The organism is Bacteroidota bacterium (assembly GCA_030017895.1).
Taxonomy (GTDB): domain Bacteria; phylum Bacteroidota; class Ignavibacteria; order UBA10030; family BY39; genus JASEGV01.
In genome coordinates this window covers 1-16,393 of the sequence record JASEGV010000016.1, presented here as the reverse complement: position 1 = coordinate 16,393, position 16,393 = coordinate 1, and the positions used below count along the sequence as shown (strand labels likewise).

The 16,393-nt window shown below is 40.0% G+C and carries 12 protein-coding genes; all 12 read right to left on the bottom strand.

What is annotated here, in order from left to right; genetic code table 11:
* Nucleotides 1–6: 6 nt before the first annotated feature.
* Nucleotides 7–1,653, bottom strand: a complete 1,647-nt coding sequence (gene argS / locus QME58_04570) for an arginine--tRNA ligase (GenBank protein ID MDI6803105.1) — start codon at nt 1,651–1,653, stop codon at nt 7–9.
* Nucleotides 1,631–2,044 carry a ribosome silencing factor gene (gene rsfS, locus QME58_04565; GenBank protein ID MDI6803104.1) on the bottom strand — a complete coding sequence of 138 codons (414 nt, stop codon included), beginning with the start codon at nt 2,042–2,044 and terminating at the stop codon, nt 1,631–1,633. Before rsfS ends, argS begins: the two co-directional genes overlap by 23 nt.
* 12 nt (nt 2,045–2,056) lie before the next feature.
* Nucleotides 2,057–2,527, bottom strand: coding sequence for a LytR C-terminal domain-containing protein (locus QME58_04560; GenBank protein MDI6803103.1), 471 nt, complete (start codon nt 2,525–2,527; stop codon nt 2,057–2,059).
* Between the two features lie 13 nt (nt 2,528–2,540).
* A complete protein-coding gene (locus QME58_04555; protein ID MDI6803102.1) occupies nt 2,541–3,032 on the bottom strand; it encodes a hypothetical protein in 492 nt (163 codons plus the stop codon).
* Between the two features lie 52 nt (nt 3,033–3,084).
* Entirely contained in the window at nt 3,085–3,855 is a 771-nt protein-coding gene (locus QME58_04550; protein ID MDI6803101.1) for a sugar phosphate nucleotidyltransferase, read from the bottom strand.
* Nucleotides 3,856–3,919: 64 nt separating this feature from the next.
* Nucleotides 3,920–4,828 carry a pantoate--beta-alanine ligase gene (panC, locus tag QME58_04545; GenBank protein ID MDI6803100.1) on the bottom strand — a complete coding sequence of 303 codons (909 nt, stop codon included), beginning with the start codon at nt 4,826–4,828 and terminating at the stop codon, nt 3,920–3,922.
* Nucleotides 4,828–5,667, bottom strand: a complete 840-nt coding sequence (accD, locus tag QME58_04540; protein ID MDI6803099.1) for an acetyl-CoA carboxylase, carboxyltransferase subunit beta — start codon at nt 5,665–5,667, stop codon at nt 4,828–4,830. The genes panC and accD overlap by 1 nt, the downstream gene beginning before the upstream one ends.
* Nucleotides 5,668–5,678: 11 nt before the next feature.
* Nucleotides 5,679–6,371 (bottom strand): tRNA (adenosine(37)-N6)-threonylcarbamoyltransferase complex dimerization subunit type 1 TsaB, encoded by a 693-nt coding sequence (tsaB, locus tag QME58_04535; protein MDI6803098.1) that lies wholly within the window; start codon nt 6,369–6,371, stop codon nt 5,679–5,681.
* Between the two features lie 6 nt (nt 6,372–6,377).
* Complete coding sequence (tsaE, locus tag QME58_04530) at nt 6,378–6,806, bottom strand: tRNA (adenosine(37)-N6)-threonylcarbamoyltransferase complex ATPase subunit type 1 TsaE (protein MDI6803097.1); 429 nt, start codon at nt 6,804–6,806, stop codon at nt 6,378–6,380.
* A gap of 9 nt (nt 6,807–6,815) precedes the next feature.
* Complete coding sequence (locus QME58_04525) at nt 6,816–8,378, bottom strand: response regulator (protein ID MDI6803096.1); 1,563 nt, start codon at nt 8,376–8,378, stop codon at nt 6,816–6,818.
* A 12-nt stretch (nt 8,379–8,390) separates the two neighbouring features.
* Complete coding sequence (gene sprA / locus QME58_04520; GenBank protein ID MDI6803095.1) at nt 8,391–15,356, bottom strand: cell surface protein SprA; 6,966 nt, start codon at nt 15,354–15,356, stop codon at nt 8,391–8,393.
* 151 nt (nt 15,357–15,507) lie between these two features.
* The coding region (locus QME58_04515; GenBank protein MDI6803094.1) for a S46 family peptidase at nt 15,508–16,393 on the bottom strand (886 nt) is incomplete at its 5' end.

Below are 16,393 nucleotides of genomic sequence, written 5' to 3'. Positions count from 1 at the left end.
GGGATGTTACATTTTTTCGGGAGCTGTTATTCCTAAAATATCGAAACAGTTTTTCAGAACAATTTTTGTTGCAAGGCAAAGTGCAATTCGTGCTGCGGTCATCTGCTTGTCGTCGGTAACAACGCGATGTTGATGATAAAATTTGTGGAAGAAGCCGGCTGTTTCGTGCAGATATTCGGCAAGTCGGTGAGGATCGTAGTTTGCAGCGCAGGATTCAACAAAATCCGGAAATTGCTCAAGCTGCCTAATCAAATTTATTTCTTCGGGTTGAGTTAATAAATCAAATTCAGGTTTTTCCGAAACGTCAACTCCTTCGCTTTCGGCATAGCGGATTATGCTTGCGATTCGTGCATGTGCATACTGAAGATAATAGACCGGGTTCTCATCCGATTGAGTTTTTGCTAATTTCAAATCGAAGTTTAAGTGGCTGTCCATACTTCGCATAATGAAGAAGTATCTCACAACGTCGGCGCCTACCTCGTCAATCAATTCGTCGAGTGTGATGAAGTTAGCTTTGCGGGTGGACATTTTCACGATTTCACCATTCTGAACAATCGTAACGAATTGATGTATCAAAACTTTTACTTTTCTCTCGTCGTAGCCGAGAGCTTTTAAACCTGCGACTACATCGGGATAAGTGGCAACGTGGTCGGCGCCTAATAAATCTATAATCAGTTCAAAGCCGCGTTGAAATTTATTCCGATGGTATGCAATATCGGGGAGCCGGTAAGTAGGTTCGCCCGTGCTTTTAATTATTACCTTATCGGTGTCGCCTCCTAATTGCGATGCTTTAAACCAGACAGCCCCGTCTTTATCGTAAGCTAAATCTTTTTGGCGAAACTCATTTACAATGCTATCGATACTGCCGTTGTCATATAGTGATTTCTCGTTGAAGAAAACCTCGAATTCAATTTTCAAACGTCTCAAGGTTTTTTTAATATCATCAAAAATTTCATCTTCGGCACGTTGTTTAAAAATATTTTCGTCTTGATTTTCTTTTAACGAAACGCCAAATTCATCTACGAGATGTTGAGCAATATCTTTTATATACTCACCCTGATAATAATCTACCGGGAAGTCAACATCTTCGCCTGTCAGCTCAAGATATCTTAAACGGACGGAATCGCCGAGGAGACGCATCTGTCTGCCTGCATTGTTAAAGTAATATTCACGCGTTACATCGTAGCCGTTCCATTCTAACAGATTAGCGATCGTATCACCGAGGACGGCGCCTCTGCCATGTCCTACAGTGAGCGGACCGGTAGGGTTGGCGCTTACAAATTCGATTTGAGTTTTCTTCCGGTCGCCAACATTTAGTTTCCCAAAATTTGACTTTTCTTTGACGATGGTTCCAAGCCGTTCATAAAAATAATTGTTTGTAAGCATGAAGTTAATAAATCCCGGACCGGCAATTTCTACTTTAGCAAAATAATATGGGTCAAGCTCAAATTTTTCGATTAATTCTTGTGCAAATTGTCGGGGATTTTTTCGGACTTGTTTCGCTGAAATCATTGCGATATTCGTTGTTAAATCACCGTGTTCGGCAAGTCGTGGTTTTTCGATAACGAGGCGACTTGAAACGGCGTCGCCGTTAAAATCCGGAATAAAAAATTTTACCGCATCTAATATTTTATTTTTTAGATTTTCTTTCAATTTTTTTCTTTGTAGTTTTAGTAGTTTTAGGTTTCGGTGCTGGTGGTTTATCTACGACTGTTTCTATTTTTGCATCGCCCCAAAGTTTTTCTAAATTATAAAAGTGCCGGGCTTCGTTTAAAAAAACATGCACCACAACATCAATAAAATCGATAATTATCCATTGTCGTTGAGTTAGCCCTTCAGTTCTCCAGGCAGGCATGCCGATTTCGTCTGTACCATCAATAACGGCATCAGCTATCGCTTTAACTTGGGTGTCGGAATCGGCTGAACATAAAACGAAGTAATCAGTTATATCGGTTATTTTTTTTAAGTCCATGATAATTACGCCGTGAGCTTTTTTTGTGAGAGTAAGGTTTGCAATTATTTTAGCTAAAATTTTTGGTGTCAACTGTTCTCCTTGTTACATCATTGGTTTTAATTTGTGATAATCTTTTCCGATTACTACAGTAACTGCAATGAAGTAATCGGTATTGACTTGTTGAATAATTTTTGTTTCTGATACTCCGAGAGCATTAGCAACCTGAGCTGCATTTTGAAGATTGCCAATACGATCGATAACAAAAGTTTCTTCGATGTCCGAACTTCTATAATTTCGTGTATCGACAACATCAATCCCTTTTGTTCTCAGATAATTTGTAAACTTGGCAGCGATCCCTTTACCACCACTTCCGTTTAAAATCTCGACTTGTATTATTTGTCGCGAAGTGTCAATTAATGTTGGTTGGTTGTTTACGGTCGTTGGGATTTGTTGAAAAAGAAAAGCATAGAAAAGATATGCGACTATTATAAAAAGCAGAAAAATAGTTAAGTTTAGAGTCCAGGTCAGAAATAACTTTGACCGATTCTTTTTATCGTTCGGTTTTAATTTCAAATAAATCCTATAATTAGTCTTCGAAGTTGAATGGCGGAGTGTACCAGTGATGCGGCATATAGTAGCCGTAGTAACTTATCGGAAGCTGACGATACTGAAGCTGAATGCGGAAGTTTTCCGATGGTCTGTAATTCAGCTCGGCTCTGCTTATCAAAACCCGGTTGAAATTATCCTGCTTGCTATACTGCCCGAAAGGGGAGCCAATCAAACTCACGTCCAAACGTGTATCAAGCGAATTTGAGATTTGATAAAACATACTGTTTGTGTATGATGCTAATGATAAACCGGAGCCGCTGCCTGAAATATATTGCATTGAAAAATTATGATTCATTTGAAAGTTTTCAGCATTGAACCAACTAAGCATCCCCGAAATACTTGGTGCAGGTCTGTATAAAGAGTTTACTACACTCGTTTGTTCGGGACGTTGATTTTTGTATTGACCGTTGGCATCGAATGCAAATACAGCGCTCAATAGTATGGCGATTATGTAAAATGATTTTTTCATATCAGTTTCCTTAAAAATTCTAACATAAGTATAAAGAATTTACTTAATAATTTCAACTTCGTTGAATAGTTTTTCTCGAGTCAAATAATTTTCGTGCTTCTTCGAGTTGATTTAAGTCGTTTATTCCCATAATTTCAATGGAATCGGGAGTTTTTAAAGCCGAAACTTTCCAGCCGTTTTTCCAAAAATTTTCAAAAACATCGGTCAGATAATATTCGCCTTGCGCATTTGTCGGCTTGAGATGTTTCAAAGCATCAAATAGCTTCACTTTATCAAACAAATAAATTCCGGAATTAATTTCTTGCACTGCCAATTCATTGGCTGTTGCATCTTTTTGTTCTACAATTTTGATAACCGAACCATCCTTGCTTCTAATAATTCTTCCGTAGCCGGTTGGATTTGAAATTTCAGCGCTAACGATTGTTGCAGATGCAAAGCTTTCGTTGTGATGCTTCAAAAGTCCATCAAGAGTTTGTTTCGTTAGCAATGGTACATCTCCCGATAAAATTAGAACGTCGCCCTCGAAGTTAGCGAGATAACTTTCGGTTTGCATTATTGCATGACCTGTGCCTAACTGTTGTAGTTGGTCAACGAACTCGATATTATTTTCTGTAGCCATAAAATAATCGACAACAGAATTTCGCTGCCAGCCGACAATAACTAAAATTCGGGACGGTTGAAGTTTATTACTGAGATCGACTACATGTGCAATCATAGGTTGACCGGCAACTTCGTACATTACTTTTGCAATATCAGGATTTTTCATACGAGTGCCTTTGCCGGCAGCCATTATTATTACTGCTAATTTTTTTTTATTACTCATTTCTCAATTACTAACTGAAGTTACGCAGAATTGACTTTTTGTCATGTTGAGCGAAGCGAAACATCTAAAAATAGCCTGAATTTGAGGTTTCAGATTCTTCACTTCGTTCAGAATGACTCTTTTGCGTAACTTCAGTTACTAAATTATCAATTAATCGAACTTTACCTATGCGGGCAGCTAACGAAACTAAAACCGGTGTTTCGGCGATGGCGCCTAATTCTTCAAGAGTATCGGCATCGTTGAAAGAAATGTAATCAATTATGAAATTCGGTTTCGATAAAATTAAATCTATCATTTTGGCTTTAATTATTTCAACTGAATTTACACCGTTAATAATTTCTTCTTCAGCAAGTTTCAGAGATTTATAGAGAACTGATGCATCCTTTCTTTCGCCATTTGTCAGATAAATATTTCTTGAACTCATCGCCAGTCCATCTGCCTCACGAATAGTTTGTCCGACGATTAACTGAATATCAAAATTCAAATCCTTCACCATTATTTTTATTACTGCTGCCTGCTGTGCGTCTTTCTGTCCGAATACAGCGACGTGAGGTTTAGTGATGTTGAATAGTTTCGCAACAACAGTGGTTACACCTTTGAAGTGTGTTGGTCTGGATGTGCCTTCAAGTTTATTCGTAATATTATCGACCGAAACAAAAGTAAGGAAATTATGATTGTACATTGCGGCAACATCGGGTGCAAATACTACATCGCATCCTGCCGATGTGCACATTGAAATATCCCTGTTCAAATCACGCGGATATTTTTCAAAATCTTCTCCGGGAGAAAATTGGGCAGGATTGACAAAAATTGTTGTAATCACTACATCGCAATGTTGTTTAGCGAGACGAATTAAGGAAAGATGTCCTTCGTGCAAATATCCCATCGTAGGAACGACCGCTATTTTATTTCCGTTTATCCGGGTTTTATCCGAATAATGCTGCATTTCTGAAACTGAAGTAATTATATGCATTAATACATCATCCGTAAAAGTTTTGTGATGTTATCCTTCAAATCTTTCCGATGGATAACGAGGTCAACGAAACCGTGTTCAAGTTGGAACTCGGAGCGTTGAAAACCTGCTGGCAAGTCTCTACCGATAGTTTGCCTGATTACACGCGGACCGGCAAAACCGATTAGAGCACCGGGTTCAGCAATATTAATATCGCCCATCATCGAGAATGAAGCGGTTACGCCGCCGGTGGTTGGGTCGGTAATTACCGATATGAAAGGTATTCCGGCATCCGAAAGTTGAGCGAGGCGTGCATTCGTTTTTGCAAGCTGCATTAACGAGAACGCCCCTTCCATCATCCGTGCACCGCCGCTTGCCGAAACAATGATTAACGGGATTTTTGATTTGCGTGCTTTCTCGGTAATGCGTGCGATTTTTTCGCCCACGACAGAACCCATACTCCCTCCGATAAAGCTAAAGTCCATAACCGCAATACCAACTTCGATTCCGTTAATTTTGCCGATTCCGGTACGAACAGCATCGTTTAAACCGGATTTGGCGATCATATCTTTAATTCTTGATTTATACGGTTTTGTATCCACGAAACCAAGTAAGTCTTTCGACCGCATTTTTGCATCGCTCTCCTTGAATGTTTTTTCATCGAGGAGGATTGAAAAATATTCTTTACTTCCAATACGAAAATGTAGATTGCATTTAGGGCAGGTAAAAAACTGTTGCTCAAGCAGAGTGCGGTGAATTATTTCGCTGCAACTTTCGCATTTCAGCCACAAACCGTCGGGGACATCTTTTTTCTTCGTTGCAGCATCAATACTGTCTTTCGATCTTCTAAACCAAGCCATAAAATTTTCCTTTATAATATTTTAACCAATGTTTGAAAATCTTTGATATAAACAGGTTCAAGTTCAGCAATGTTTTCGGTTACACCCGATTTTAACAATTTTTCGCCTACAAAAGCAACCGACGAGGCTCTGCAAAAGTTAATACCATCCGGATAAAATTTCAAATTTTCAGAACCATAGTTGTGCGTCTCAATTAACTGTCTAAATTTTTGAACTCCATCGCCAACGAAAGCTACTTTTGTGAGAGGCAATTTAGATAGTAGCTCGTTAAAACGAAGGGCTTGCGGTTTTAGGATTACATCAATTTCGTTATCCCGGATATTATACAGTCCGGTATAAAATTCATCGCGACGAGCATCAATCAAGGCGGCTACAATTTCATTCTCATCTGAAACTCGATTGGATATTATGTTAAATACAAGAGCTTCGAGCGTTGAAACTGCAACCATTGGTTTCCCAGTTGAGTATGCCAAACCTTTTGCCGTACTCACACCGATTCTTAAGCCGGTGAACGAACCTGGTCCTATCGAAATTGCAATCGCATCGAAGCTACCGGCAGTATTCAGTACTTCGTCTATCACACTTATAATTTTTTCAGAGTGTATGTTCGGTTCAGTAAAAGATTTTTCCGAAATTATATTTCCATTTTCAACAACAGCGGCAGCACACACAAGCGTTGCCGTTTCAATGCCAAGCACTTTCATCAGCTATCAGGTATTTAATTGAACAATTTTTATATCACGTATATTTTCAGCATCGCCGAGTGAAAAGTGTACTTCGAACCTGCTGCCAAGCAAGCCGGTTACACGATCAGCCCATTCGATGACGCAAATTCCGTCAGTATTAATATAATCATCAAAACCGATATCTACAATTTCATCGGTGGACTTTACCCTATAAAAATCGAAATGGTAAATTTTTAGTGAACCTGTGTTATATTCGTTCATAATTGTAAATGAAGGGCTTGAGACGTGTTCAGTAATTCCAAAACCTTTGCAAATACCTTGAACGAACCGTGTTTTACCGCTGCCCAAATCGCCGAAAAGGGCTACGACATCGCCCGCTTTCAATTTGGTTTTTGCAAATTCCGATCCCAGTTTAATTGTTTCTTGTTCGCTTTGAGTGATGTAGCAGTTCATCAAAATAAATTAGAGCTTTGGTTCGAGGACAATAACCGGTAGAATCATTTCTTCTAATGAAATTCCACCATGCTGAAAACTATCACGATACTGGGCAAGATATTTATGATAATCGGTGGGATAAACAAAATAATAATCTTCTTTTGCGATGATATAATTAACCGTAACACCTCGGTTGGGAAGCCGGTAGTCGTTTGGATTTTTTATGAAGATAGCATGTTTATCATCGACTTTAAGATTCCTGCCAAATTTGTAACGTAAATTTGTGGCAGCTTGACGGTCGGCTATTACTTTGGCGCCGCGCATACAGCGGATACTTCCGTGGTCGGTTGTAACAATTACTTTAATATTCTTTTGTGTAGCAAGTGTACGGAACATACTCAACAAGGAAGAATGAGCAAACCACGATTGCGTGAGCGAACGATATGCTGATTCATCGGGGGCAATTTCTTTTAACAATTGCGAATCGGACCTGCCGTGTGCAAGCATATCCACAAAATTAAACACGATAGATGTTAGTTTATTGTGTGTAAAGGATAGGATATTTTGTTCAATGTTCTTTCCAAACTCAGGGTCGATTATTTTTATGTATTTGGGTTCTGGTTTGAGATTGATTTTACGTCGTCCCAATAAATTTAAGAGGAACTGCAGCTCGTTTTTATTGCGGCTGTGGTCGTCATCTTCCCATTGTTCCCAGATTTCCGGGAAACGGCGTTCGATATCGTTGGGCCATGCACCGCTGAAAATTGCATTTCGTGAATAAGGTGTAGCAGTAGGGAGGATGGAATAATAAAACTGTTTTTTAATATTATAAAGGTCGCGCAGGATAACTTCCATACCTAACCATTGGTCTAGCCGCAGACAGTCTATCACAAAAAAGAAAACCGATTTTCCCTCCTGCAATTCGGGGATTAAAAACCGTTCGACAACGTCAACCGAAAGTGGTGGTCTATCCGAACTTTCAAGCCAATGCCTGTAATTTTTTTCGATGAATTTCGAGAATTCAACGTTGCAGGAGCGGAATTGGTCGTGAAATGTATCTTTTAAACCTAATTCCGGATGTTGATCGAGATCGGATGACCATCCTACGAGTTTGTTATAAATTTCTATCCAATCATTTGCGTCGGGGTTCGATAACAATGAAACTGATATTTCGTTAAACTCTTTAATGTAATCGCGCGAAACATGTTCGCCGGTAATCTTCTTGCCTTCTAAAAACTTTTTACAAGCTAAAAGAATCTGACTTGGATTAACCGGCTTGGTCAGGTAGTCGTTAATTTTGCTGCCGATGGCATCTTCCATCAAACCTTCGTCTTCGCTTTTAGTTACCATAATAACCGGCAGTTCAGGCCTGATGTTTTTGATTTCGGAAAGAGTTCGCAAGCCGCCCATCCCGGACATCATCTCGTCTAAAAAAACCAAGTCGAAAGTTTTCGTAGTAACTAAATCGACAGCATCTTCGCCGTTGGTAGCAGTTTCAACCGCATAACCTTTTTCTTTTAAGAAAAGAATGTGCGGACGCAGAAGCTCGATTTCGTCATCTACCCAAAGTATTTTACCTTTATTTAACATCATTCTCTTTCTTTATTGTATTGCAATTCTTATATCCAATCCACCCTCATTTGTTGTGTTCCCCGGAATCAAAGAACCCCCCTCATCGGGTGCTAATTTAGTATATCGGTAAAATACTGAGGCCGTTATGCGCGAACTTAATACGTATCTTAATCTCGGTTCAAACATTGTTCTCGTAGTCCCTTCTAAAGGAGTTCCGTCGGGGTTAGTTTCTAATTGGTTTACCTCGTATGTGGTGCGCGAATTATGCGACATCGAATAACTCATACTCAAATCTATATCGTTGCTCAGTGAGAGTCCGAAAAATGGAAACTCGAAACCACGGCGGTTGTAATTCATTGAGAATGATAATTCTTGAGTTAAAGTGCTGGCTATATTCCGGGCAGCTATATTCAAATCGTATGAAGAAGTAGTGTTATACCGCAGAGTAGTTGTAACATTTCCTTTTAGCAATTGTTTCATCGTTGCATTCAAGCCGATGAGGGGTGCAAAACCATATCCAATTCGTTCGCCTTCGGTTCGGATACCTCCTGCGGGATTTCCACGCCATTGTTTTGCAAAGTTCGATGTGTACACGTGATCGAAAGAAAGGCGGTCGATATAATCGCCGATTCCTAAAGTTTTTTCTAAACCATCCCAACGGAATGAATAGTTTGCACGGGGCACAAGTGGACCCAATACTTTCCGTAATAATGGCAGGGCTTCCATCCCTTCTTCGAATGATTCTGCAAGTTTAACATCGTCCGATGCTTTATCAGTGATATCAATTCTGCGGGAGTTATATTTTTTACCGACTTCTTCTAAATTACTTTTTAACATCTTAAAGAGAAGAACGGGTGGCAAAGTAAAGAAGGAGCGATCAACATTTCCGGAAATTGCCATTGAGCTGATTGAAGGCACACCTTCGGCATCAGTACCAAGTGTGATTGATTTATTGAAAGCCCACGACAAATTCCAGGTTAAATCCAAAGAGGCGCCTTCCCACAACGGTCTGCTTGTTCGTAGCGAAATTCTGTTCGTGTGTGTAAACTGATCAGGTAACTGAGCGTTGGGTGCGCGCAATCCTTTTATCACATTGAATTTAACAAACGGGAAACCTGTAGTTCGCTCAAATTCAAGTTTTCCGCTTGGGTCGGCAACGATGCCTAATTGATATAAACGTGAAGGACCATATTCGGGATTAGGGTCTTGGAATGGAGGGATTCCCCAGAAGTTCATAAAACCCGTGCTGCCACGAACACCGGAGTTAGTCGAACGGTTTGTTTGAGTGAATGATATATTTATTGTTTCGTAATCCAATAGAGGGTACTTAATGAAAATTTTTGAAAGAGTTTTGAGCTGTGAGAATATTTTGTTGGGTCCTTTTGGTTGCACAACTGGCTCTTCAACAGCAGTTGTATCCATTACTGCAGTAGAATCATCAGTTCGTTCACGTTCTCGAATTCTCGGAGGAGGTAATTTTGCCTGAGGTGTTTCTGGTTCATCTTTGAAAGCAAACCAAGGATCGGTTAAAGCTTTTAATTTAAAATTAGAAGAAAAAGTAATATTGTTATCCCAGCCGGCACTTTTTCCGATATCGCCCGGTTGGAAGTTAGTTTGCCATCCGTAATTTACACTATAACCCAAAGTAAAATCTAAATATTTATTGATATCTAATAAGTTGGGTAGTTTGGGTTTGGTGTTGATGCTAAATCTTTGTCCATAGCGGGAATCTCTTCCGAAATCGATGAGCTTATTTGTTCTGAAAATATCTTTTAGAATATCAGAAAAGCGGCGTTGAGTACCTGCCGAATCGGTTTCTAAATGTAAAAGTAAACTTTCGATATTAAGCGCGTAATCGCCCGATAAACTCGAAAGCCCGCCTTCTGTCAGTTTCCATCCAAACGCTAGCGAACGACTCGCGTTGAAGTTACGGAAAACAGGACGTTGAACAGATTGAACTCTTGCAATTTCATACGATTGACCCCGTTGAACACCGAACCCGGTATTAAAACTTACAATCGGAATATAAAATACTTTATAATCTTTAAAATCTTCTAACAACCAAACGCCCGCAAATAATTTTGTGAATGGAGAGAAATAGAAATTAGGCGGTATAGCCACTGCATAATTTCCACCACCGTTCCAAGCCCAGCTTATACGTTCAGCGATTGTTGGATTACGTTCCATCGATTTTGTGTAATTAAACTTCCATCCTATCTTGTTGAAAGTTTCGTTGATATACCAAGCCGAAGATGGAATAACAATTCGTAAATTTGGAACTGCATAAGAATCTGATATCCGCAAAGTTTGGGCTTCGTTCAAGATCGAATTTTTTGCCGAGTCCGCTTGCTCGGAACTATGTCCTTCATTCAGCAAAGATTGTCGGACACGTTCAGCAGCTTGATCGACACGTATATCGGTATTTGGAAAATACTGTGGGTTCACAATATTTTCGGTATGTGAATAGCTGAACGGCAGCGAAGTTCCTTGCCAGCTTGAAGGCAAAAACCGTTCGAGCGCAAAATTTGCACTCGCTGCCCAGTTTACCGAGTTAGTTCTTGAACCAAACCGCAGATCCAATCCGTGGAAGTATGGATCCATTTTCGAGTAATTGAACGTAGCATTTCCGAAGTCGGCTATTTTAAGTTGAGTATCGAAGCGGTAAGCCCAGCCCGGTGTATCATCTACATCGGAAACACGCAATTCGTTAAACCAAATATCGCCGGATACAATCGCTTTTCCTTTATCAACTGGATTTTCAACTCCAACCCAAATGTATCTGATATTTGTTAAAGCGGGATTACCACGCACAACATAGTAAGAGCCGGGAGGACCACCGGGAACGGGTACTGGTGTAGAACGTCCACGTATCGAATCTCTTCCTTCTTTGATAGATGTTAAATCAGAAAATTTAATTACAATTTCGTTATTCTGCGGATCCCAACCTTGATGGAGCGGGGCGCGGTACTCGTAGTAATTTAACGAGTCGAAACCAAAACGAAGATAAACATCGGCATCATATTCGTCAAGTCCTCTGAAATCAAAAGTTCTTTCACCGTGAACGAACATTTTCATTGTCCGGTAATTAAAAACATCCAAGGGTTTGTAGGCATAATATTTAAATGCTTCACGTGATTGACCATCAACCAACCCTCTGATCTGTATGTTGAGCGATTGTTCGTTCCCGAAAATTTCCTGATCGGGTTGTGTTCTATCACGCTCACGGATTACGCCGGGAGGTCTTTCATACTCGGGATTATCTTCGATGTTTACAACAGATACTTTGAGGACAGAATCAGTTCTATTCACCTCCTGCCATTGATTCCCGGTTAAGCTAATATCTGCAATTCTGATACGGACCGGTTGATCGAATCCTGAAACCCACATCCTGACGAATTGAACGTTTTGTAAAATGTCGGTGGAACTCTCAGCACCTGATGCGATTTTACGTGTGAAATTAGTGAGTGGTATTCTTATTTGATGCCAACCGAGAGAACCACCGCCGACAATAAATTCGTTTTGTCTTTCGAATCCGAGCGAGTCGATATAAACCGTATCGAGTGGAACTTCATACTCCAAATAACTATCTATGAGGTCAACCGAGCCGTTAGTATTCAAATCTTCGGTGTCGGGAAATCTACCTTCAGGGCTTGAGGCGCTGCGTTCTGTTCCGTTTATGTGGCTGAAGTCTATGCCGCCTGTTGAAAAAGCCCAATTATCACCACTCGGATCGGAAGAGAGTTCGGGATACTTATTTACTAATGCAGCGTAAGCAATTCTTTCTTCAGCATCTGTGAGCATATCTAAACCAACGTCTTCACCTTCGTTGAGAACGCCATTGGGATTAACAGTTTTTACTAGATCTTCGCTGTTCAGCTTCTTATTGGGGATTACATCTTCGCTAACTTTTCCGATGTTTAAGTATAACCTCCCTCGTTGTAAATTCGCAGCGGCGCTGCCGGGCATATTTTCAGCTTTAATCCACAGTTCGATATAATTAATATTCTGTTCAATAATATTCGATCCGGTGCCGCCTAAAAATTTCATTAAGCCCGCCCAATTTTTATTTGGTTCAGAAAGCAATGTCGATTCGATATCTAATGAATAGTTAAATGGTCCGCGTTCTTTTGGGAAGTAATCTAAATTAAGTACTGTAACTTGCTCTTGACCGCGCCGCACGCTTTTATTGGGCCAAATATCGTTAATGAATACGTTGCTTGGCAGCCGGTTGTACCAACTGAGCTTTCCTTTTGAATAAGTTTTTATTGAGTCTGGAATATTTCCTAATGGAGTGTAACCGGGAGGACTTGATAGTCTCCAGGTTGAATACCCAACTCCGAGTGGAATAGTTCTACGCGCTCCTTCAAAGTCGTCAATGAACGCAATACCCGAACCTTTATCGCTTGCAATCGAACTCTTCTTCGTGTTAGGATCGGGCAGCATATACGCGGCTTCGCCTGCAATTTTAATACTCGACATCTCCTTAGTTTTAATGAACGGTAAGGCATCGATTGCGGTAGTTAAAAAGCCCAAGTCTAAAGATGTCATAGCATCGACGCCGAATATTGAATTGTTAGTAGGTTCTTCGTTCAAACGGACTTTGTCGCTGAGAGTTTCCTGATTCAAATTCATCCATGTGAAACCTAACTTAGTATTAGGGAGCGGGTCCATTTCGCCGCGCAAACCTATTAAAGTTTTTGAAGCAAGTTGGAAGAGGTCGTTCTGTTCGTATTTAATTTGGAGATTTGCACCCGGTACTAACGCGCGTGCACTCCTGATAATAACTTCGCCAATCATATAGTCAACAGTATAATCAACATTCGGTGATAGGGGAGAACCATCGAGCAGAACTTGGACACTTCCTTCTACTATATTGAAACCAAGACTATACTTGCTCTGACCGCCAGTAGAGGACTTTCCTTTGAGGACGTAACGATTACCCCTACTTTGCTGGGCTACATAAGTGAGTGTATCGTAGATTTCGGGGAAGATTAAAGAATCGATAACCGCATCGGATTCGTTTTTGGAGATTAAAAATTCACGTATTGATTTTCGGAATGGTTCAAGCGACGGGAAAATTATTTCTGCACGCGCCTGATCTACAGTACGGTTATTAAAATCGATCAAGCCATCGGGCTGCTGAGAATTATTATCACCTAATCTGTCGAGTTTCAATATTTGGAGTAATGGGGTACCGTATAGCTCGTCGATATCGGCTTGTCCGCCTGATTCCCGATATATTTTCAGCTCGAATCCTTCTTTTTTCAAATTCGATCCACCTAATGAATAAATATTTTTCAGCATTAAGTCCCAAGCAGGTTTGTCGCTTGGATTCAAATATTTTGGTCGGATTAGTTTGAGAATCATAGCTCGGCTTGAAGTATCTGAACCAGCAAATTCTCCAAAAATCATATCGTCATCAAGGGAGCCGGTTGCACCTTGAGTTCTGAATGCAACAGCCAAAGCTTGATCGTTTTGTAAACTTGTAGATATAGAAATATAACCTGCCTGCGGATTGTATTTATATTCATTAGGTTGAAGCTTAATCCAGGTTCCGCGCTCAATCCTTCCCGATCTGGCGCTAAACTCTCTGAGTGAGTCAGGATATGTTTGATTCGGATAAATTGGCGGCAAGTCGATTAAAGCAACTCCTTCTTTTTGACCAGCTTGAAAAATACCCCCTTGTCTGGTTTTCCAAACCTCAATTTCCACAATTTGATATTGCAGCATCGTAAATGGCAATTGGTTATCGAGAGAAGCAAAGAGTGTCTCGAAAATATTCCGGTAAACAGTATCGAAAAAATAATGATTTGTGGAATATTGAAAAGCCCGAATCTCAAAAGTTTTTTCCTGAGCGCCCCCTGAAGCAGTCAACTCTTTTGTCTGCCCTTTTTTCTGCGATACTACTGTTTGCAACGATAGGGGACCTAACTGGAATCTCCCTTTGATTCCGAATAGCGCCTGGCTGCTACCAATATAAGAGCCGCCGGTTTGTAACGAGACGTTGCCGGCTTCAATGCTTTGTATTATCTCGTCTTCATAACCGGTATATTTTAACTTCAATTGATTTTCATACTCAAATGTACGTTGGGTATTCCAATCGGCAAGTATATTTAGTTTATCACCGATCGTGCCGTTCACATTTATCTGAACTTCTTGATTGAAGTTCGGCTCGTTACGAACCTGATCGCGTTCAGATAGTGAAGTTTGGTCCGATTTCTGGCTTCGGAATCCAGCTTTGATATCAACGGCACCGCTGATTCGTAAATTGATTTTGGGCGGTCCGAATATACTAAGAAATCCTACTGCAGGCATTGGAATTTCGATATTTGTAATAGAACCAAAAAATTCACTTAAACCTACTTCTTTCTGTTCCGAAACATATACTTTAGCTAATGCTTCCCACGATTTATACCGGTCAAATTCTAATCGTTGTTGTATATAATCTTCCAACGTGAGTCGAATCGGAATTTTTACATCTTTATCGTATATCTTTTCGGTTACATCTACGAAACGTCCGGTGCTATCCAAAGCAACAGTAAGTTGATATGCGGTGCTGCGATTTTCTAAATATAGTGGATGTGGATTTTTTACAAACGGGTTGGCGCAAACTAATTCGTTTCGCTTATGTAAAAAGTGTTCAACTCGTGATGTGGAATCAATAAAAACATAAGTTGTTGAATCGACCCATTCGGCTGTTTGAGAAGAATCTTTGAAAATTTCTCCGTGGGTTCTGGTGTTGATGTTCGGGTCTTGCGGCGGAACTTCTCTGTGGTCTTCCTCGTCGATTTCTTCTTCGGGTTCATCTTCGATCGTGTCGGTTGTATCAGAGATTGTAGGGGAGAGGAATAAATTTCCGGATGTCGAATTTGCCGATTGGGAAAATGCCAGGAAAGATATCCCTAAACCGATTATTGCAAATAAAATTGCAATGATGTTTGATTTATTGGAGAAAAAATTCTTCCAATTTTGAAATATTAGATGTAAGTTTTTCACGTTGTTAGCCGATACTGCTTAATAATGTATCAGAAAATTATTCAGAACTAATTAGTTACACTTTTATAATTATTAACAAATATCTATAACAACGACTCCATATTGTTTTTATTTCAATCAAAAGTTATAAAAAAGGTTATTAAATAGCAAGTTATTTAATTTGCATTTCATTTAGAAGATTCTGTGCATCCGAAAATTTATCTAAAATAAACAAAATATACCTTGAATCTACGCTGATAGTGCGGTTCATTGCATCCTCGAAATGATAATCGCCGACTACCCCTTCCCAGTTTCCATCAAAAGCACAGCCGGTAAGTTCACCTCTACCGTTCAAAATTGGACTACCCGAATTACCGCCTGTGATATCAAGATTCGAAATGAAAGCCACAGGAACATCGCCCGATTTTTTATCGGCGTAAATTCCAAAATCTTTCTTTTCCCAAAGTTGGCGTAGTTTAGCGGGAACTTTAAACGGTTCGGAACCGGTTTCTTTTTCCATCACGCCTCCGAGCGTTGTAACATGATCCAAATTAACTGCATCGCGTGGTCGTAACGGTTTAACAGTTCCGTATGTGAAACGCAATGTTCTGTTAGCATCGGGATATGATATTCCGCCTTTCCACTGCATAACTGCTTCCATTAACTTCGTCCGCAATAAACCTACCTGAGTTTCATACTTAGCATAGCTGTCTTTAACCACAGCGTCATCTTTATCGAGTGCAATTGCAAACTCAACGAATTCATCATCGCGAATATCATCATCATCTTCTTTCAATAGCTTCTCAGCTTTTTCTTTCGTTCGTAAATCAGTGTCGCCATACAAATCTTCAACAAACTTTCGAATAACACTTTCTCTTTTATCGCCCGTTTTGCCTTTTACAATCTTTTGCACGACTTCAAGACTTTGGTCTGAAGGTAACTCGGCAGCTTTCATTAACAGAGCTGTAAATAATTCTTTATCAACTTCAGGCACATAATTTTTATGGCTCATCGTGGAAGTGAGTGGGTAAAAATGATAGATAGAAACAGCGTAACAT

Bases quoted from the DNA above. Each gene is read 5' to 3' on its own strand.
- QME58_04555 (MDI6803102.1), bottom strand. From the start codon at position 3,032: ATGAAAAAATCATTTTACATAATCGCCATACTATTGAGCGCTGTATTT.
- QME58_04550 (MDI6803101.1), bottom strand. From the start codon at position 3,855: ATGAGTAATAAAAAAAAATTAGCAGTAATAATAATGGCTGCCGGCAAA.
- panC (MDI6803100.1), bottom strand. From the start codon at position 4,828: ATGCATATAATTACTTCAGTTTCAGAAATGCAGCATTATTCGGATAAA.
- accD (MDI6803099.1), bottom strand. From the start codon at position 5,667: ATGGCTTGGTTTAGAAGATCGAAAGACAGTATTGATGCTGCAACGAAG.
- tsaB (MDI6803098.1), bottom strand. From the start codon at position 6,371: ATGAAAGTGCTTGGCATTGAAACGGCAACGCTTGTGTGTGCTGCCGCT.
- tsaE (MDI6803097.1), bottom strand. From the start codon at position 6,806: ATGAACTGCTACATCACTCAAAGCGAACAAGAAACAATTAAACTGGGA.
- QME58_04525 (MDI6803096.1), bottom strand. From the start codon at position 8,378: ATGTTAAATAAAGGTAAAATACTTTGGGTAGATGACGAAATCGAGCTT.